16 protein-coding genes are annotated in these 19,988 nt (G+C 60.3%); 1 reads left to right on the top strand and 15 read right to left on the bottom strand.

Annotation, left to right across the window (positions count from 1 at the left end):
- Window positions 1-435: 435 nt before the first annotated feature.
- The 5 genes from AKL25_RS22630 to AKL25_RS22610 form a co-directional block, all read right to left on the bottom strand.
- Entirely contained in the window at window positions 436-1,200 is a 765-nt protein-coding gene (locus AKL25_RS22630; RefSeq protein ID WP_050479962.1) for an enoyl-CoA hydratase, read from the bottom strand.
- Window positions 1,201-1,273: 73 nt separating this feature from the next.
- Window positions 1,274-2,470, bottom strand: a complete 1,197-nt coding sequence (locus AKL25_RS22625; RefSeq protein WP_050479961.1) for an acetyl-CoA C-acyltransferase — start codon at window positions 2,468-2,470, stop codon at window positions 1,274-1,276.
- Between the two features lie 34 nt (window positions 2,471-2,504).
- A complete protein-coding gene (locus AKL25_RS22620) occupies window positions 2,505-4,892 on the bottom strand; it encodes a 3-hydroxyacyl-CoA dehydrogenase/enoyl-CoA hydratase family protein (protein ID WP_050479960.1) in 2,388 nt (795 codons plus the stop codon).
- A gap of 190 nt (window positions 4,893-5,082) precedes the next feature.
- Entirely contained in the window at window positions 5,083-6,873 is a 1,791-nt protein-coding gene (locus AKL25_RS22615; RefSeq protein ID WP_050479959.1) for an acyl-CoA dehydrogenase C-terminal domain-containing protein, read from the bottom strand.
- A gap of 59 nt (window positions 6,874-6,932) precedes the next feature.
- The gene (locus AKL25_RS22610) at window positions 6,933-7,646 is read right to left on the bottom strand and encodes a TetR/AcrR family transcriptional regulator (protein ID WP_083444841.1); all 714 of its coding nucleotides are present in this window, start codon (window positions 7,644-7,646) and stop codon (window positions 6,933-6,935) included.
- On the opposite strand from AKL25_RS22610, the gene AKL25_RS22605 reads away from it, so the two are divergent.
- Window positions 7,634-7,948: a hypothetical protein gene (locus tag AKL25_RS22605; protein ID WP_157050736.1), complete on the top strand. Its 315-nt coding sequence runs from the start codon at window positions 7,634-7,636 to the stop codon at window positions 7,946-7,948. The genes AKL25_RS22610 and AKL25_RS22605 overlap by 13 nt on opposite strands.
- On the opposite strand, the gene AKL25_RS22600 is transcribed toward AKL25_RS22605, so the two are convergent.
- From AKL25_RS22600 to aspS, 10 genes are all read right to left on the bottom strand, one after another.
- A complete protein-coding gene (locus AKL25_RS22600) occupies window positions 7,933-8,307 on the bottom strand; it encodes an RNA-binding S4 domain-containing protein (RefSeq protein ID WP_050479956.1) in 375 nt (124 codons plus the stop codon). The two genes, AKL25_RS22605 and AKL25_RS22600, sit on opposite strands and share 16 nt — an antisense overlap.
- A 115-nt stretch (window positions 8,308-8,422) precedes the next feature.
- Window positions 8,423-9,598, bottom strand: a complete 1,176-nt coding sequence (locus tag AKL25_RS22595; RefSeq protein WP_050479955.1) for an acetyl-CoA C-acetyltransferase — start codon at window positions 9,596-9,598, stop codon at window positions 8,423-8,425.
- 258 nt (window positions 9,599-9,856) lie between these two features.
- Window positions 9,857-11,305: a catalase gene (locus AKL25_RS22590; RefSeq protein ID WP_050479954.1), complete on the bottom strand. Its 1,449-nt coding sequence runs from the start codon at window positions 11,303-11,305 to the stop codon at window positions 9,857-9,859.
- A 244-nt stretch (window positions 11,306-11,549) separates the two neighbouring features.
- On the bottom strand, window positions 11,550-12,710 hold the full coding sequence (clsB, locus tag AKL25_RS22585; RefSeq protein WP_050479953.1) for a cardiolipin synthase ClsB: 1,161 nt from the start codon (window positions 12,708-12,710) through the stop codon (window positions 11,550-11,552).
- An 85-nt stretch (window positions 12,711-12,795) separates the two neighbouring features.
- Window positions 12,796-13,590 (bottom strand): endonuclease/exonuclease/phosphatase family protein, encoded by a 795-nt coding sequence (locus tag AKL25_RS22580; protein ID WP_050479952.1) that lies wholly within the window; start codon window positions 13,588-13,590, stop codon window positions 12,796-12,798.
- A 56-nt stretch (window positions 13,591-13,646) separates the two neighbouring features.
- The gene (gene nudB / locus AKL25_RS22575) at window positions 13,647-14,159 is read right to left on the bottom strand and encodes a dihydroneopterin triphosphate diphosphatase (protein ID WP_050479951.1); all 513 of its coding nucleotides are present in this window, start codon (window positions 14,157-14,159) and stop codon (window positions 13,647-13,649) included.
- Window positions 14,160-14,225: 66 nt separating this feature from the next.
- Complete coding sequence (locus AKL25_RS22570; RefSeq protein ID WP_050479950.1) at window positions 14,226-15,137, bottom strand: LysR substrate-binding domain-containing protein; 912 nt, start codon at window positions 15,135-15,137, stop codon at window positions 14,226-14,228.
- A gap of 111 nt (window positions 15,138-15,248) precedes the next feature.
- Window positions 15,249-16,481, bottom strand: a complete 1,233-nt coding sequence (locus AKL25_RS22565; protein ID WP_050479949.1) for a metal-dependent hydrolase family protein — start codon at window positions 16,479-16,481, stop codon at window positions 15,249-15,251.
- Window positions 16,482-16,499: 18 nt separating this feature from the next.
- Window positions 16,500-17,801 (bottom strand): MFS transporter, encoded by a 1,302-nt coding sequence (locus AKL25_RS22560; RefSeq protein WP_050479948.1) that lies wholly within the window; start codon window positions 17,799-17,801, stop codon window positions 16,500-16,502.
- 306 nt (window positions 17,802-18,107) lie between these two features.
- Window positions 18,108-19,913 carry an aspartate--tRNA ligase gene (gene aspS / locus AKL25_RS22555; RefSeq protein ID WP_050479947.1) on the bottom strand — a complete coding sequence of 602 codons (1,806 nt, stop codon included), beginning with the start codon at window positions 19,911-19,913 and terminating at the stop codon, window positions 18,108-18,110.
- Window positions 19,914-19,988: the final 75 nt, after the last annotated feature.

Below are 19,988 nucleotides of genomic sequence, written 5' to 3'. Positions count from 1 at the left end.
AGCAGCAGAGAAGCGAGATTATGTAGTGTTTTTTAATTTGCGTCAACTACTTTTTTAACGCTTCACTAAAAATTCTTACTGCAACTTCTCACTTCCAAAAACCTGTTTTACTTCCCCCAGCCTTCTCAAACCTGCGCTGCCTTGCGGCTTGCTGCATCGCTGAATCAGCGGGGAGGCGAACTATAGCAAAGCTCTCGCCGATACCGCAACCCCTTTTGCGAAATTATTTGAAGTTTCTTCATCTATCGCCCGCAAACCCTTGCCGGCTCTGTATTACACCAACAAACAAAATCAAACCCCAAAAACACGAAGCCCATCCCTGGCGGGATGGGCTTCGTTTCTTCGCTTCTATATATACAGACAATCAGCCTTACCAAGCGTGACGCTAATCACATCTCGCCTTCACGCCAGGCTCAACTCTCTATATCAGCACTATCAGGCAAATTTCGTGAAATCCGGCTTACGCTTTTCAAAGAAAGCCGTGAACGCCTCCTTCGCTTCCGGCGCAGTCAGCATCTTTGCAAAGTGTTCAATTTCAGAAGCCATCTGTGCTTCGGTCGCCGCCACACGGTTCTTCTTCATGAGTTGCTTGGTGACGCGGATCGAGCTTGCCGGCAACGCCGCCAGCTTTGCAGCCTGCTTCTGCGCGAAGGGCAGCAGCTCGTCCACCGTCAGCACCCGATTGACGATACCCATGTCGCGCGCCTCGGCAGCGTCGAAAGCTTCGCCGAGCAGCAGCTTCTCGGCGGCGCGCTGGTAGCCGACCAGATGCGGCAGCAGCAAGGACGAGGCGGCCTCGGGGCACAACCCCAGTTGCGTGAATGGCATCGAGAAGCGAGCATTGTCCGCGGCGTAGACCAAGTCGCAGTGCAGCAGCAAGGTGGTGCCGATGCCGACGGCAACGCCGGAAACGGCCGCGACTACAGGCTTGCTGGCATGACTGATTTCCCACAGAAACTGGAATACCGGCGCATCTTTGCTATTGGGAGGATTCTTGAGGAAGTCCTCCAGGTCGTTACCTGCGCTGAAAGCCTGCGGCTTGCCGGTGAACAGAATGGCGCGCACGGCGCTGTCGGTTTCGGCATCCTTCATGGCGTCCGCCAACTGCTGGTACATCGCGGCGGTAATGGCGTTCTTCTTTTCCTCGCGATTGAAGCCGATAGTCAGGATGCCATTTTCTTTGGTGATTTGAACGTCCATATGTCTCCGATAAAAAAAGCCGCACGGCCAGTGACTGTGCGGCTTGATTCTTAAGTTTTGTCGTTTTGCCGAATTACATGCGTTCGAAAATGCCTGCCGCGCCCATGCCCGTACCGACGCACATGGTGACCATGCCGTACTTCAGGTTCTTGCGACGCATCGCGTGGATCGTGGTCGCGGCGCGGATGGCGCCGGTCGCGCCCAGCGGATGGCCGAGTGCAATCGCGCCGCCCATCGGGTTGACCTTGGACGGATCCAGGCCCAGATCCTGAATCACGGCCAGTGCTTGCGCCGCGAAAGCTTCGTTCAGCTCGATCCAGTCCAACTGATCCTGGGTGATGCCGGCCGCGCGCAGGGCGACGGGGATGGCTTCCTTCGGACCGATGCCCATGATTTCCGGCGGTACGCCGCGCACGGCGAACGAGGCGAAGCGCGCCAGCGGGGTCAGGTTGAATTGCTTGAGGATCTTTTCGCTGACCAAGATCAATGCGCCGGCGCCGTCCGAAGTCTGCGAGCTGTTGCCGGCGGTGACGCTGCCCTTGGCGGCGAATACCGGTTTGAGCTTGGTCAGTGCTTCGATGGTGCTGTCGGCGCGCGCACCTTCGTCCTTGTTGACGGTGCGGGTCTTGATGTCGATCTGACCGGTCGCCAGGTTGGGAAAACGTTCGATGATGTCGACCGAAGTCGTTTCATCGTTGAATTCGCCGGCCAGTTGCGCAGCAATCGCCTTCTGGTGCGACGCCAGTGCAAATGCATCCTGCGCTTCGCGCGAAACCTTCCATTGCTGGGCGACTTTTTCAGCGGTCAGGCCCATGCCGTAGGCCATGCCGATGTTTTCATCCTTGAAGGCGCCCATGTTGATCGATGGATGGAAGCCCATCATCGGCACCATGGACATCGACTCGGCGCCGCCGGCGATCATGACGTCGGCCTGGCCGACGCGGATACGGTCTGCCGCCATCGCCACCGCGGTAATGCCGGATGCGCAGTAGCGATTGATGGTCACGCCGCCGATGGTGTTCGGCAGGCCGGCCAGCAGCACGGCATTGCGCGCCATGTTGAGGCCTTGTGCGCCTTCAGGGAAAGAACAGCCGATGATGGCGTCTTCGATCAGTTTCGGATCGAGGCCGGGGACTTGCGCAATCGCGGATTGAATCACGCGCACCAGCAGGTCGTCCGGACGCACGTTCTTGAACATGCCGCGCGGCGCTTTGCCGATCGGGGTGCGCGTCGCAGCGACGATGTAGGCGTCTTGAAGTTGTTTGGTCATTTATGGCTCCTGATTTTTACGTGGCTGCGTGCAATTAGTTACGAACCGGTTTGCCGGTCTGCATCATGCCCATGATTCGTTCCTGAGTCTTCGGATGGTTCAGCAGTTCCATGAACGCCTTGCGCTCCAGATCCAGCAACCATTGCTCGTTGACCACGCTGCCCTCTTCGACTTCGCCGCCGCTGACGATCTCGGCGATCATCTGTCCCAGCTTGAAGTCGTGTGCGGAAATGAAGCCGCCGTCGCGCATGTTGACCAGTTGCGCCATGATGGTGCCCACGCCGTAGCGGCCGACCACCGAGACTTGCGGCGCCAGTGCCGGACGATAACCGGAATCGAACATCGCGCGCGCTTCGACCTTGGCCACGTGCAGCAATTCGTAAGGATTGAAGACGATCACGTCGTCCGACTTGAGGTAGCCCAGCTTGCGTGCTTCCAGCGCCGACTTGGAGACGTTGGCGGTGGCCGCGGCCAGCATGTAGTCCTTGAGGAATTGCAGGATGTCGTTGCCCTTGGCTTCCCTGGCGGCGCGCACGGCCGCTTCTTTCAGGCCGCCGCCGGCCGGGATCAGCCCGACGCCGACTTCCACCAGACCGATATAGGACTCGATCGACACCACACGCTTGGCGGTGTGCAGCAACAATTCGCAACCGCCGCCCAGCGCCAGACCGGCGACCGCAGCGATGACCGGGACGTTGGCGTACTTGAGGCGCTGATGCGCCTGCTGCAGGTGATGCACGACCGGCTCGATCGCCTTGACGCCGCCAGACATGAACAGCGGCAGCATCGATTGCAAATCGGCGCCGGCCGAGAACGCGCCGCCTTCGGCTGCGTCCGCGTGCCAGATCACCAGGCCCTTGAAGTTTTTCTCGGCTTCGTCGACGGCCTTGTTCATGCCGTCGATCACACCCTGGCCGATGACGTGCATCTTGGTCTTGAAGGACAGGATCAGCACGTCGTCGTTCTGATGCCAGATGCGGACCGAGTCGTCTTCGAAGAAGGTAGTGCCCGCGGTCTTGCCGTCGGCAGCGCCTTCGCCGACCAGCGGTGCGCGGAAAGCCTGGCGTTGATACACCGGCAGTTCGGAACGGGCGACGTTGGCTTTCTTCGATGGCGAGTAAGAACCTTGCGCGCTATGCACGCCTTCACGGCCATCAAACACCCAGGCCGGCAGCGGCGCCGTCGACAGCGCCTTGCCGCCGTCGATGTCTTCCTTGATCCAGGTGGCGACCTGCTGCCAGCCGGAAGCCTGCCATGTCTCGAACGGACCGACGCTCCAGCCGAAGCCCCAGCGCATCGCAAAGTCCAGGTCGCGCGCGTTGTCGGCGACGGTTTCCAGATGAACGGCGATGTAGTGGAAAGCATCGCGGAAGATCGCCCACAGGAACTGGCCTTGCGGATTGGTCGAGTCATGCAGCGCCTTCATGCGCTTGACCGGATCCTTTTCTTTCAGGATGCGCGCGATGATGTCGTCGGCCTTGCCGCCGCCCGGGACGTAATCGCCCTTGGCCGGATCGATGCGTAGGATGTCCTTGCCGACCTTCTTGTAGAAACCGGCGCCGCTCTTCTGGCCGAGTGCGCCCTGCTCAACCAGCTTGGCCAGCAATGGCGGCGTCGCGTACGACGAGAAGAACGGATCGTCCTTCAGGTTGTCTTGCATGGTCTTGATGACGTGGCCCATGGTGTCCAGACCGACCACGTCCGCCGTGCGGAAGGTGCCCGACTTGGCGCGGCCCAGCTTGGCGCCGGTCAGATCGTCGACGACGTCGACCGACAAGCCGTATTTCTCCGCTTCGATGGCGGTGGCCAGGATGCCGAACACGCCGATGCGGTTGGCGACGAAGTTGGGAGTATCGAAAGCACGCACGACGCCCTTGCCCAGCGTGGTGGTCAGGAAGGCTTCGAGCTGGTTGAGGATTTCCGGATTGGTGGTGGCGGTCGGGATCAGTTCCACCAGGTGCATGTAACGCGGCGGGTTGAAGAAGTGCACGCCGCAGAAACGCGATTTCAGTTCGGCGTCGAAACCTTCGGACAGCGCGTTGATCGACAGGCCGGAAGTGTTGGACGCGAAGATCGCATTCGGCGCGATGTGCGGCGCAACCTTCTTGTACAGGTCGTGCTTCCAGTCCATGCGTTCGGCGATGGCTTCGATGATCAGGTCGCAGCCCTTGAGCAGCTCGATGTCATCTTCGTAGTTGGCGACCTGGATCAGGGCGGCGTCATCCTTGTTGCCCAAGGGCGCCGGGCTGAGTTTTTTCAGGTTTTCAATGGCGCGCTGGACGATGCCGTTCTTTGGGCCTTCTTTGGCCGGCAGGTCGAACAGGACGACCGGCACTTTGGCGTTGATGCAGTGCGCTGCAATCTGGGCGCCCATCACACCCGCGCCGAGGACGGCTACTTTTTTGACGATGAAGTTGGACACGCGTGTCTCCTTTTAGTGATGCAGAAATGAGGTCTGGCTGATCAGGAAGCAGGTCGCAAAAAAACCGAACGGTTTGCGACACTCTACGCCTTCCTGCAATTTTTTACAGCATGCTGTGCTGTGATGACACTGGCGTGACGGTGAGGTTCGCAAACCTACCCACCGTCACGCTCGCCGCTTGAACAGTTACTCAGAACAAGTCGGCGTCCAGCGCCATCAGATTGGCCGAGCCCGAACGCGCCTGGCGGATCAGGGTCGCGGTCTCAGGCAACAGGCGCGCGAAGTAGAAACGCGCCGTCGCCAGCTTGGACTTGTAGAAGTTGTCGCCCGAATCCTGCTTTTCCAGCGCAATCTTCGCCATTTGCGCGAAGAAATAGGCATAGACCAGATGGCCCACCACGCGCAGGTAAGGCACGGCGGCGGCGCCGACTTCGTCCGGATTCTGGAAGGCCTTCATCCCGATTTCCATGGTCAGCTTGCTGACCTTGTCGCCGATGTCGGCCAGCGGCGAGATGAACTCGGACATGGCTTCGTCGGTGCCGTTGTCTTCGATGAAGGCCTGGACTTGCGCGCCGAACTTCTTCAGCTTGGCGCCGTTGTCCATCAAGATCTTGCGGCCCAGCAAATCCAGCGACTGGATGGTGTTGGTGCCTTCATAGATCATGTTGATGCGGGCGTCGCGCACGTATTGCTCCATGCCCCATTCGGAGATGTAGCCGTGGCCGCCGTAGACTTGCAGACACTCGGAGGTGGCGATCCAGGCGTTGTCGGTGATGAAGGCCTTGACCACCGGCGTCAGCAACGCGACCTGGTCGGCGGCTTCCTTGCGAACTTCTTCGTCCGGATGATTCAGTTCCTTATCCAGTTGCAGCGCGACGTAGGAGCAGAATGCGCGGCCGCCTTCGGCATAAGCCTTGGCAGTCAGCAGCATGCGGCGTACGTCCGGGTGGACGATGATCGGATCAGCCGCCTTGTCCGGCGCCTTGACGCCCGACAGGCTGCGCATCTGGATGCGGTCTTTGGCGTAGACCAGCGCGTTCTGATACGCGACTTCGGTCAAACCCAGGCCTTGCATGCCGACGCCCAGGCGCGCGGCGTTCATGAACACGAACATCGCGTTCAGACCCTTGTGCGGTTCGCCGATCAGCCAGCCGACTGCGCCGTCCAGGTTCATCTGGCAGGTGGCGTTGCCGTGGATGCCCATTTTTTCTTCAATGGCGCCACAGGCAATCGGGTTACGCGAACCCAGCGAACCGTCGGCGTTCGGCATGAACTTCGGCACGATGAACAGCGAAATGCCCTTGGAACCTTGCGGTGCATCCGGCAGGCGCGCCAGCACCAGGTGGACGATGTTGTCCGACATGTCGTGCTCGCCGGCCGAGATGAAAATTTTGCTGCCGGTGATCTTGTAGGAACCGTCCGCTTGCGGCTCCGCCTTCGAACGCAGCAAACCCAGATCGGTGCCGCAGTGCGCTTCGGTCAGGCACATGGTGCCGGTCCATTCGCCGGAGATCAGCTTCGGCAGGTACAGCGCTTTTTGCTCGTCGGAACCGTGCGCGTGGATGCACTCATACGCGCCGTGCGACAGGCCGGGATACATGGTCCATGCCTGGTTCGACGAGTTCAGCATTTCGTAGAACGAATTGTTCATCACCAGCGGCAGGCCCTGGCCGCCGAAATCCGGATCGCAGGACAGCGCCGCCCAGCCGGCTTCCACGTATTGCTTGTAGGCTTCCTTGTAGCCCTTCGGCGGCGTGACGGTCTTGGTTTCCTTGTTGTAGGTACAGCCTTCGCGGTCGCCCGAGTGGTTCAGGGGGAACAGCACCTGCGAGGTGAACTTGCCGCCCTCTTCCAGCACCTGGTCGATCAGTTCGCGGTTGGTATCGGCGTGCGCCGGCAAGGTTTTGAGGACGTCTTCTACCTTCAGCAACTCATGCAGAACGAATTGCATGTCGCGAAGGGGGGCGTTGTATTGGGGCATGTTTTTGTCTCCGGCAGAACTGATGAATCAGAAAATGGATCAGTGATACTTCAAACTAACTAAGCTGCTTTTTTTGTAGCGGCGCTCGTACTCTTCGTGCTTTTGCTGCCCGCGGCCTTGGCGGCCGCCGAAATTTGCGGTGCTTGCGGATTGCGGTAGCTATCGATCAGGCGATCGAAACCAGCCTGTGCACGCTCTACGCTGCCCGGAATCTTGAGAAAACGCGCATCGTGATGCAGCGCCAGGATCAGGCCGTAGATTTCATAGACCATTTGCTCGACATTGATGTCGTCGCGCAGGTGACCCATTTCCATGGATTGGTTGATGCAGCGATGCAGTGCGTCGCGCCAGGCCTGCACCATCGCCACCAGATGGTCGCGGATGGCGCCGGGACGGTCGTCGTATTCGACCGCGCCGCTGATATAGATGCAGCCGAGCGCGATTTCCACGCTAACCAGCTTGACCCAGCGCGCAAACATGCCCTGCAGGCGCTGCAGGCCCCGCGGCTCCTTGATGCTGGGATAGAAAACTTCCTGCTCGAAACGATGGTGATACAGGCGCACCACTTCGATTTGCAGATCTTCGCGCGAGCCGAAATGAGCGAACACGCCGGATTTGCTCATCTTCATTTTTTCGGCGAGCAAACCGATGGTGAGGCCTTCCAGGCCGTCGCGGCTGGAAAGCTCCAGCGCCACGTCAAGAATGGCGGCGCGCGTGAGCTCGCCCTTGCGCATGAACTTCGGTCGTGTCACGGAGGATGATGTCTCAATCATTGTTGTATCTCGAAAAACGCCAACTGCTACGTGCTGCACCGGTCTTTATTGTTGTCTTCGGCCTACCTGGGCAGCTCAAAATTTTTTATGCGAACGGTCGTACTATTATTCATTGCCCCATAAAAGTCAAACAAAAAATGAGAGCCGCGCAGATTTACTTTGAGAAGCGCGACAAAGGGCATCATCACGTAAAGCCGGACAGCAATCTTGCGAAAAAGAAACGGCGGTGCGAGACCGGCCAAGAAGGCCCGCCGGCCGGGTCCGGAGCGAAGTCCCGAAACGAAAGTCAGGAAGAAGATTGATCCAGCAAGCGACGGTCGCGCTTGGTCGGGCGGCCTTTGAGCGCCGCTGTGGGTTCGCGGAAAAAATGGCGCTGTTCGCTGCTCAACCTGCGCTTTTCCGCGCTGGCGGCGGTTTCGCCATACAAGGTCTGCGCCGCGGCGGCCGAGCCGCGCTTGTCGGAGATGCCGCAGACCAGCACTTCCCATTCAGTGGCGCCGTTGTCGATCAGCAAGGTGTCGCCGATCTTCACATTATGCGAAGGCTTGGTGCGCTCGCCGTTGAACCTGACCTTGCCGCGCTCGACGGCATCGGTCGCCAGTGAACGCGTCTTGAAGAAGCGCGCCGCCCAGAGCCATTTGTCGATGCGGGTGGTGTCCATGTTGGTTCAGATTGAATTCAAGTCAAAATGAAAATGCCGGCCTTGCGGAAGCTCCCAAGGCCGGCATTTCTGCTGCATATTGCTCAGCGCGCCGGGCTGCAAACCCGGCAAGGCATCAACGCTCGACCGCCAGCGCCACGCCCATGCCGCCGCCGATACACAGGCTGGCCAGACCGCGCTTGGCGTCGCGGCGAACCATTTCGTGCAGCAGCGTGACCAGCACGCGGCAGCCGGATGCACCGATCGGGTGACCGATCGCAATCGCGCCGCCGTTGACGTTGATCTTGCTGGTGTCCCAACCCATTTGCTTGTTGACCGCAATCGCTTGCGCCGCAAAGGCTTCGTTGATTTCCATCAGGTCCAGGTCCTGCGGTGTCCAGCCGGCCTTCTTCAAGGTCAGTTGCGACGCCGGCACCGGGCCCATGCCCATGATGCTCGGATCCAGGCCGGCCGACGAGTAAGACTTGATCTTGGCCAGCACCGGCAGGCCGAGTTCGGCAGCCAGCTTGGCCGACATCACGACCACCGCAGCCGCGCCGTCGTTAATGCCGGAAGCATTGCCGGCGGTGACAGTGCCTTCCTTGTCGAAAGCAGGGCGCAGCGTGCCCAGCGCCTCGGCGGTGACGCCCGGCTTGATGAACTCATCGGTGTCGAACAGGATGGTTTCTTTTTTGCTCTTGATTTCGATCGGGACGATTTCATCCTTGAACTTGCCGGCCTTTTGCGCGGCTTCCGCCTTGTTCTGCGAAGCGGCGGCGAATTCGTCCTGCTCCTTGCGGGAGATGTCGTATTTCTTGGCGACGTTTTCAGCGGTGATACCCATGTGGTACTGGTTATAGACGTCCCACAGGCCGTCGACGATCATGGTGTCGGTCAGTTTGGCGTCGCCCATGCGGAAGCCGTCGCGCGAGTTGTTCAGCACGTGCGGCGAGGCGCTCATGTTTTCCTGGCCGCCGGCGATGACGATCTGCGCGTCGCCGCACTTGATCGCCTGCACCGCCAGTTGCACGGCCTTCAGACCGCTGCCGCACACCTTGCCGACCACGAAGGCCGGAACCATGTCGGGCAGGCCGGAGCGGATCACCGCCTGGCGCGCCGGGTTCTGGCCGACGCCGGCTGTCAGCACCTGGCCGAGGATGACTTCGCTGATGCTTTCAGGCTTGATGCCTGTTTTCGCCAGCAATGCTTTGATGACTTGCGCGCCGAGATCGGAGGCGGCAATTTTCGACAAGGAACCGCCGAACTTACCGACCGCTGTTCTCTGTGCTGCAACAATAACGACGTCATCCATGTTTCACTCCTTTGATTAAATATCCGAAGTCTTTCCGGGGGTGGACTGACTTGCTTGTTGAAATCCGGGACGTCCATCTTAGTCCATTTCAGAGGCAATGGCGATACGGTGGATTTTCGGTATGAAAGATGAATATTTTCAAATTTTTCTATCTATAAAAAAACGCCGCCGTCCTTATGGGACGACGGCGTTTTGATACTTCTTCATACCGACCTTCCGGCGAGTATGTGTTCATTGCTTCTTTACTTCAGTGCGCCATCATTTGCTGCCGGCCTTCAACGCAGCAATCGCCTTCGCCACACCCGCACCGTAAGCCGGATCAGCCTTGGTGCAGTTGTCGATATGACGCTGCACGACCGGTTCCGATGCGCCATTGATGGCGCGTGCGGTGTTTTCGAACAGGACCTGCTGCTGCGCCGGCGTCATCAGCTGGAACAGCGCACGCGGCTGCGAATAGTAGTCGTCGTCGACGCGGTGGTTCCAGTGATCGGCGGCGCCTTCGATGGCCAGCGGCGGTTCGCGGAAGTCAGGCTGTTCTTGCCATTGACCGTAGCTGTTCGGCTCGTAACCCAGGGTCGCGCCGTGATTGCCGTCGACGCGCATGGCGCCGTCGCGATGCGAGGTGTGGACCGGGCAGCGTGCGGCGTTGACCGGGATCTGGTAGTGGTTCACGCCCAGACGGTAACGGTGCGCGTCGCCGTACGAGAACAAGCGGCCTTGCAGCATCTTGTCCGGAGAAAAACCCACACCCGGCACGACGTTAGCCGGCGAGAAAGCGGCCTGCTCGACTTCGGCGAAGTAGTTTTCCGGATTGCGGTTCAACTCCAGCACGCCGACTTCGATTTCCGGATAGTCCTTGTGCGGCCAGACCTTGGTCAGGTCGAACGGATTGATGTGATAGCTGCCGGCTTCCTTCTCGGGCATGATCTGCACGAACAGCTTCCAGCGCGGGAAGTCCTTGTTCTCGATCGAATCGAACAGGTCGCGCTGCGAGCTTTCGCGGTCATGGCCGACCAGTTCGGTGGCTTCGGCATCGGTCAGGTTCTGGATGCCTTGCTGGGTCTTGAAGGCAAACTTGACCCAGAAGCGCTCATTGGCGGCGTTGATGAAGCTGAAGGTATGGCTGCCGAAACCGTGCATGTGGCGATACGAGCGCGGCAGGCCGCGATCGCTCATGACGATGGTGACCTGATGCAGGGCTTCCGGCAACAATGTCCAGTAGTCCCAGTTGTTGTTGGCGCTGCGCAGGTTGGTCTTGGGATCGCGTTTGACGGCGCGGTTCAGGTCCGGGAATTTATGCGGGTCGCGCATGAAGAACACCGGCGTGTTGTTGCCCACCAGATCCCAGTTGCCTTGTTCGGTATAGAACTTGATGGCGAAGCCGCGGATGTCGCGTTCGGCGTCCGCCGCGCCGCGTTCGCCGGCAACCGTCGAGAAGCGCAGGAACAGGTCGGTTTTCTTGCCGACTTCGGAAAAGATCTTGGCCTTGGTGTATTTCGTGATGTCGTGCGTCACGGTGAAGGTGCCGTACGCCGCCGAACCTTTGGCGTGCATGCGGCGCTCGGGGATCACTTCGCGGTCGAAGTGGGCCAGCTTTTCGAGGAACCAGACGTCTTGCAGCAGGGCTGGGCCGCGTGGACCGGCGGTCTGGATGTTGTTGTTATCGGCTACCGGGGCGCCTGCGGAGGTAGTTAACTTATTGCTCATGTCACATCCCTTAAAAAATCCAGGTTAGAAGATCCGTATCGATAAACCTGCGATACAGCGCTGCATGAACTTTAACTAAATCAATTGAAATTACGAAATTGATTGTCTTTATTGATCAAATAGGAATTTCATTGTTGCCGCCAACGTCGCTCATCAGCCGGCAAAATGAACCCGCATTATCCCCCTCTTATGTGACAACGCAATTGTACGAAAGGATAGTTGCCGCCAAAGGACCTTGCACAGTTCAAGCGTCCTGCCCCAGCGTGATGACGTGGATGACGCCGCGATAGAACAGGAAAGCCGCACCGTACCAGAGCTTCTTGTACCACGGCGAGTGCTCGAAATCCTGCAACTGCACCAGCCGCCCTTCGCTCAGCCCGACTTCGATTTCGTTGCGCAGGGTGTGCGCGAAATCGACGTCGCTGACGACCACGTTGGCCTCCTGGTTGACGAACAGGCTGAGGCCGTCATAGTTGCTGGAGCCGACCGTCGCCCATTCATCGTCGATGACGGCGACTTTGGCGTGCAGCTGGGTCTTGGTGTACTCGACGATGCGCACGCCGGCGCGCAGCAGTTTCGGATAGAAAGAATGCGCCACCGCATCCTGCAGATAAAACTGTCCCACGCCCAGCAGCAAGGTCACCTTCACGCCGCGCATGGCGGCCTCTTCCAGCGCCCGGCGCAATTTTCGCCCCGGTGCGAAATAGGGATTGGCGAGGAAAGCGGTGTCGCGCGCCCGCCCCAGCGCCTGCAGATAGGCGCGCTGGATGGTGCGGCGGTTACGCAGGTTGTCGCGCACCACCAGCCCGGCCAGCGCCTGGCCCGGCTCGGTGCCGTGCCGGGTATAGCGCCCCATTTTGAATTTGTCCCAGCGCGCACGCAGCTTCATCTTGCCGGTGCGTATCCACTGGTTTTGCATTTCTTCGTGGATCGCCTCGACCAGCGGGCCGTTGAGCTGCACCGCGAAATCCCAGCGCGGCGCCGGCAGGATCGAGTGACTGGCGTCATCGATGAAATCGTCAATGATGTTCAGTCCGCCGACAAACGCCCATTTGCGATCCACCACGCACAACTTGCGGTGGCTGCGCGCCACGCCGCGCCGGAACCAGGGATTGAAAGAGCGATGCTGCACGCCGGCTTCGACCAGCGTGGCCTTGACCTGCTTGCTGGCGACACGGCCGGTGCCGACCCAGTCGGTGATGACGCTCACTATCACCCCGCGTTTGGCCGCACGGGTCAGGGCATCGCGCACCAGGATGCCGGTGTCGTCGATGGCGAAAATATAAGTTTCGAGATAGATCTCGACGTGCGCGTCGTCGATGGCGGCAATCAGCGCCGGAAAGAACTCGGCGCCGCTGCGCAGCAGCGTAATGTTGTTGTCGCCGCTATAGCTGATTACGCGCATGGCGGAACCGGAAAACGGGGGAAAGATTGACGGCGGAGCGGCGGCGGATTGGGCAAGGGGGAAACCAGCGGAAGTGGCGTTGGCGTCATTTTAAGCGCAAGGTGCTGACGATGGGCGCGTGATCCGACAGCGTAGCCCATAATCCGCCGCGCATGACCTGCGCCGACTCCACTTCAAAGCCGCGCAGATAGATGCGGTCCAGCCGCAGCCACGGCATCGACGCCGGAAAAGTCCGCGCCGGCTGCAGCACCTGCCGCATGCCGCCCAGCTTGCGCAGATAACCCATCAGGCCGTGCGGCATCGATTGCTGCTCGAACACTTCGGTCACACCCAGCCGAATCCGCAGGAAATCGCTGAGCTTGTTGCCCCAGTCGTTGAAGTCGCCGGCAATGATCAGCGGCGCATCGGGCGGCGATGACGCGCGCACGGCCTCGATCAGCGCCGCAGTCTGGCGATGGCGGCTGCGCGCGAACAAGCCGAGGTGGATGACGTAGCAATGGACTTCGGCGCCGTCGATATTGACCACGCAATGCAGAATGCCGCGCGACTCATAGGCATGGTCGGAGACATCCTGATTACGCGAAGACGCAATCGCAAAGCGCGAGAGAAAGGCATTGCCGTGGTGGCCGTGGTCGTACACCGCGTTCATGCCGTAAGCGGCATGATGCGATTCGCCGGCCAGGTATTCATGCTGGGACTGTTGCGGCCAGTGCGCCGCGTGGCGCACGGCGATGCGGTCGTGCCGCCCCTGCACTTCCTGCAGGAACAGCAGGTCGGCGTCGAGCTGGGCCAGCGCCTGTTTCAGCGCATGGATGCGCGGACGGCCGCTGAAGGACGTGACGCCCTTGTGGATGTTGTAAGTGGCTATGCGTAACTTCATGGATCGGCAAAACCCCTTGTTGGTGTTGCTGGATGCGCTATCTCAGCCGCAACGCATTATTGGGAACGATCTGATCCTGCCGGGACATATTGCGGCAACTGCAAAATCGCCTCGGCATTCGACGGCGAAAAACATTGATCGGCGGCCTCGCGGTACGGCAACCACTGGTAACGCGTATGCTCGCGCGGCGCCAGCGTCACCGGAATGCCCTGCGGCACCAGCAAGCCGAACACGTGCTCGGTGTTGCGCGTTACACCCGGCGCATAGCGATGCCGCCAGACCGGATAAATCTCGTACACATTGGACAAATGCCAGTCGCTCAGATGATCGCACGGAACGCGATTGGCGGCTGTCGGCGAAACACTGATTTCGTCGCTGACGAAGATCCCAGTTTCCTCGCCTACTTCGCGCCGGGCGGTTTCCATCAAGGGCTCGTCCAGCGTGTCTTTGGAGCCCGTCACCGACTGCCAGTAACCGGCCTTGTCGGTGCGTTCGATCAACAGCACGTCGAGTTGTTCGGTGTAAATAACGACCAGGACGGACTCGGGAATTTTAAATGGGCGGTTCATTTCTCTTGAGCATGTGACAAGGTTGCCAGCGCCCATTGTATCGCCAGCGCCGACTCAGCGGTGCGCTCAGTCCGCTTCCATGGAAGCGGCGCTCTCCTCCACCAGCCAGTTGCGAAAGCTGCGCGCCGCCGCGTGTTCGATGCGGTCGCGCGGCCACACCGCGTAATAGCCGCCGCCGAGGCTGGCGCTGGCGTCGCAGGCGCGCACCAGCAGGCCTGCGCGCATGCAGGCGTCGATCATGTGGCGCCATGCCAGCACGATGCCGTGGCCTTCCATCGCCAGTTGCAGCAGGATCGGATATTGATTGGACAGAATCTGGTGCTCGATGCGCACGTCGGCGAGATCGTTCTGCGCCATCCAGTTTTGCCACGACAGCCACTGGCGCTGACCGTCCTCTTGCATGAGCAAGGTCTCCTGCAGCAAATCCTTTGGAGTGAGCGTACGTCCGGCGAGATAGGCCGGCGAGCAGACGGGAAAGACCTCTTCGTCGTACAGCCGGCGCGCCGCCAGCCCGGACGGCGGGCCGTCGCGCAGGAAGTAAATCCCCATGTCGAAATCGGTTTCCGACAAAGCCGCCAGACTGTCGTTGACGATCAGCCGCAGATGGCATTCCGGCTGCAGCGCACGGAAGCGCGCCAGGCGCGGCGTCAGCCACAGCACCGCGACACCGGAGGAACAGGCGACGGTCAGTTCGCTGTGTCCCTTGCGCTTCATGATGTCTTCGGTCACTTCGGCGCAACCGACCAGCAGGCGCTGCACCTCTTCGGCATAGCGCTGGCCGCTGACGGTCAGGCGCAGGGCGCGCGGTTCGCGGATGAAGAGTTTCTTGCCGAGAAAACGTTCGAGCTGCGCGATCTGGCGGCTGATGGCGCTTTGCGTCAGATGCAGCTCTGCCGCCGCGCGCGTGAAGCTGCTGTGCCGCATGGCGGCTTCAAACGCGATCAGCGACGGTAGAGGAGGAAGCGGAGAAATACGCATGATGGGGTCCGTGATCGAACAAGGGGACAAAGGGACAAACTGCTCAGAACCCCATCATAGAGCGAAAAGCGTGCCCGGCAGGCAGCGAATTACAGACTACTCACCTGCGACTCAAATACTGCTGCGATGCAGATAGCCGCCTTGCATCACCAGCGACAGATGTTCGCCCTGCCCCGCCAGCAAACGAATATCGTCAAGCGGATTGCCGTCGACCACGATCAGGTCGGCGCGCGCGCCGGCGCGTACGGTGCCCAGTTCGCCATCGCGTTGCAGGATGGCGGCGGCAATCGAGGTGGCCGAACGGATTGCTTCCAGGTTGCCGAGGATCTCGGCGCGAATGACGAATTCCTGCGACTGGTCCTGATGCATCTCGCCCAGCAGGTCGGAGCCGAAGCCCATCTGCACGCCATGCTCGGCATAAATCTTCAGCGAGTCACGGCCGGCCTGGCGTACCGACTCGATCTTGGCAACCGAATCCGCAGGCAGACCGAGACGCGCACCGTCGCGCGCCAGCGAGTCGTAAGTCACCAGCGTCGGCACCACGAAGGCGCCGTGCTCGCGCATCACGCGTGCGGCGTCGGCATCGACCAGGTTGCCGTGCTCGATGGTGCGCACGCCGCAACGCACGGCGCGGGAAATCGCCCGACCGGTATAGGCATGCGCCATGACATAGGTCTGTGCCGCTTCCGCTTCGGCCACGATGGCGCGGATTTCATCTTCGCTGTACTGCGTGTTGCCGATAGGATCGGTCGGCGAAGCGACGCCGCCGGAGGCCATGATCTTGATCTGCGTTGCGCCCTTCTGGATTTCTTCGCGCGCCGCCAGCCGCACGGCATCGACGCCGTCCGCCACACGGGCGATCGCACCGGCGCGGAAGGCGCAGGAGCACGGCTCCAGCACATCCGAACGAGGACGAAAATCGCCGTGGCCGCCGGTCTGCGACAAGGCCTTGCCGGACGGGAAAATCCGAGGCCCCGGCACCAGTCCAATGGCGATGGCTTGCGCCAGTCCCCAGTCTGCACCGCCGGCATCACGTATCGTCGTGAAGCCGCGATTCAACATGGCTTCGACAATCGGCAAAGCGCGGATCGAGGTCAGCGAACCAGGTTGCAATGCATTCGCGCCCAGGTTAGCCAGCGAAGCCAGCACGTGCACGTGGCAATCGATGAGACCGGGCATGACAGTCTTGCCGCTGACATCGATACGCTTGGCGTCAGGCGCGTCGATAGGTGTCGACGACACATTGATGATGCAGTCGTTTTCAATCAGAACGTCGTGGCGGAGCAGCAGGCTGCCGTGGGCCGGATCAAGGACGTTGCCGCCCTGCAGGAGAATCTTGGTCATGGAAATCAAATCTAAAAATCAAGCTTGTTGCAGATACGACGGCTCACGCACGAAACGGGTGCCGACCAGGCTGATGGCGGCGGCGATCATGACGTAGAAGGCCGGCGCCATGGTGCTGCCTGTCGCGGCGATCAGCCAGGTGATGAAGAAGGAAGCAAAGCCGCCGAAAATCGTCACCGCCAGGTTGTAGGCGACCGACAAACCGGTCGACAACACCTTCGCAGGAAACAGTTCGGAGAATGCCGCCAGGATAGGGCCGGTGTAGGTGGCGATCAGGATGCCGAACACCAGTTGGAAAATCAGCAGCGAGAACAGACCCGGCGTCGCATTGATGTAAGCAAACATCGGATACGCCAGCACCAGGATCAGCAGCGCCGCACCGGACAGCAAGCCGCGGCGGCCGAAGCGATCGGCGATGCGGCCGACGACAGGTGCAAACACCATAATGCACAGGCCGCCCACCATGCCGGCGATGAAACCGGTCGACTGCGGCAGCTTCAGCACCTTGATCGAATAAGTCGGCATGTAAAACAGCAGCACGTAGGTACAGACGGTCCACAGGATCACCATGGAAAAACTGGCCAGCGTCTCACGCGGGAAGTTGCTGATGATTTCTTTCAGCGGCGAATCGGTCTTGTCCTTGGCTTCGAGGAAAGTCGGTGTTTCGTCGAGGTGATGGCGGATGTAGTAACCGACCGGGCCGATGATGATGCCCAGCAGGAAAGGCAGGCGCCAGCCCCAGCTCGCCAGCGCCTCAGGACTCAGGCTGCTGGTGACGAAGGTGCCGACCGCAGCGCCCAGCAGCACAGCCACGCCGATGCTGGCCTGGATCCAGCTGGAATAGTAGGCGCGTTGCTTGACCGGTGCGTACTCGGTGAGGAAAGCGGTGGCGCTGCCCATTTCGCCGCCGGCGGAGAAACCTTGCAGCAGGCGCGCGACCACAATGATCAAGGGCGCGAACAGGCCGATCTGTTCATAGGTCGGCGCCAGTCCGATCAGCGTCGTGCCGGCAGCCATCAGCAGGATCGTCAGCGACAGGGCCGCCTTGCGGCCGACGCGGTCGGCATAGATGCCGAGCAGGATGCCGCCGACCGGACGCATGAAGAAACCGACGCCGAACGTCGCCACGGCCAGCAGCAGCGAGGTCAGCTCATTGCCGGTCGGGAAAAACAGTTTCGCGATGATGACCGCAAAGAAGCTGTAGACCGTGAAATCGAACCACTCAAGACCGTTGCCGATCACGGTGGCGACGATGGCGCGTCGGCGCTGGTTGGTGCTGACCGCCGGCAGTGCAGCGGTGTAGGCAGTGTTGGCTTGCATGATTCCCCCCTTAAAGAAACACATGAATACATAAACATGCGTCCGATAATAGGACGAGCAAGAAGCAAGCCGGAAATGATATCTGCGCATGTCGCCATGCTTGCAGCGCATGCATGCGTAAAAGATTTATACCGTATCGTCGCGTCGGCTTCGCGCCTGCGCAGACGCAAGGCTGCCTGCAGCGAAGCGCAAGCATGCAGCGGCTGCAAAAATGCGCGCATGAAAAAAGGCGCCATGCATTGCTGCACGCGCCTTTTTTCTTTGTCCGCGCCGATCAGGGCCAAGGCGCGGACGGTGTCGCCAGACTTAAGCCTTGATTACCGGCTCCGCATTGCGCAAACGAATGTGCAATTCGCGCAGCTGCTTCTCGTCGACCGCCGACGGCGCTTGCGTCAGCAGATCCTGTGCGCGCTGGGTTTTCGGGAAAGCGATCACGTCGCGGATCGACTCGGCGCCGGCCATCATGGTGACCAGACGATCCAGGCCGAAGGCGATGCCGCCGTGCGGAGGCGCGCCGTATTGCAGCGCGTCCAGCAGGAAGCCGAACTTCAGGCGTGCTTCTTCGTCGTCGATCTTCAGTGCGCGGAACACCTTGCTTTGCACGTCGGCGCGGTGGATACGGACCGAACCGCCGCCCATTTCCCAACCGTTCAACACCAGGTCATAGGCCTTGGCGATGGCGGCTGCCGGATTGGTCGAGATGAAATCTTCGTGACCATCCTTGGGCGAGGTGAACGGGTGATGCAGCGCGACCCAGCGCTGGTTGTCTTCGTCGTATTCGAACATCGGGAAGTCGACCACCCACAGCGGACGCCAGACGTCGTCGAACAGGCCGTTCTTCTTGCCGAAGTCGCTGTGACCGATCTTCACGCGCAGCGCGCCGATGGCGTCGTTGACGACCTTGGTCTTGTCGGCGCCGAAGAAAATCAGGTCGCCGTCTTGCGCGCCGGTCTTTTCGACGATGGCGGCCAGGGCGGCGTCGTGCAGGTTCTTGACGATTGGCGATTGCAGGCCGTCGCGGCCCTTGGCCTTTTCGTTGACCTTGATATAAGCCAGGCCCTTGGCGCCGTAGATGGCGACGAACTGGGTGTAGGCATCGATTTCCGAACGCGGCATTTCGGCGCCGCCAGGCACGCGCAGACCGACCACGCGGCCGCCTTCGCTGTTGGCTGCGCCGGCGAAGACCTTGAATTCGACATCCTTCATGACGTCGGTCAGTTCGGTGAATTCCAGCTTGACGCGCATGTCCGGCTTGTCCGAACCGTACATGCCCATCGCAGTCGCGAAGTCCATGACCGGGAACGGGTTCGGCAGGTCGATGTCGAGCACGTTCTTGAACACCAGACGGATCATGCCTTCGAACAGATCGCGGATTTCCTGTTCGTTCATGAACGAGGTTTCGCAGTCGATCTGGGTAAATTCAGGCTGACGATCGGCGCGCAGATCTTCGTCGCGGAAGCACTTGGTGATCTGGTAGTAACGGTCGAAGTTGGCGACCATCAGCAACTGCTTGAACAGTTGCGGCGATTGCGGCAGCGCGAAGAATTCGCCCGCGTTCACGCGCGACGGCACCAGGTAGTCGCGTGCGCCTTCCGGGGTCGACTTGGTCAGCATCGGCGTTTCGATATCGATGAAGCCTTGCGCGTCGAGGAACTTGCGCACTTCCATCGCCACCTTGTAGCGCAGGCGCAGGTTGTTTTGCATTTGCGGACGGCGCAGGTCCAGCACGCGGTGTGTCAGGCGCGTGGTTTCCGACAGGTTGTCGTCGTCCAGCTGGAACGGTGGCGTGACCGATGGGTTCAGCACTTCCAGTTCGTGCGCCAGCACTTCGATCTTGCCGGATTTCAGGTTGGCGTTGCCGGTGCCGTCAGGACGGTTGCGCACGACGCCGGTGATGCGCAGGCAGAATTCGTTGCGCACGGCTTCGGCGTTCTTGAACACGTCGGCGCGGTCAGGATCGCAGACGACTTGCACCAGGCCTTCGCGGTCGCGCAGGTCGATGAAGATCACGCCGCCGTGGTCGCGACGACGATGCACCCAGCCGCACAGGCTGACGGTTTGGCCGAGCAGTGCCTCAGTGGTGAGGCCGCAGTATTGAGTTCGCATGGACATATTCAGGTTCCGTTTATTCCGTTTTCAGTTTCGTTTGATTCAGTGCTTGTGTTCTTGTTTGTTCTTTGTTGCTGG

This window comes from Herbaspirillum rhizosphaerae (genome assembly GCF_001189965.1).
Classification (GTDB): domain Bacteria; phylum Pseudomonadota; class Gammaproteobacteria; order Burkholderiales; family Burkholderiaceae_D; genus Herbaspirillum; species Herbaspirillum rhizosphaerae.
This window is presented reverse-complemented; position numbering and strand designations above follow the sequence as displayed.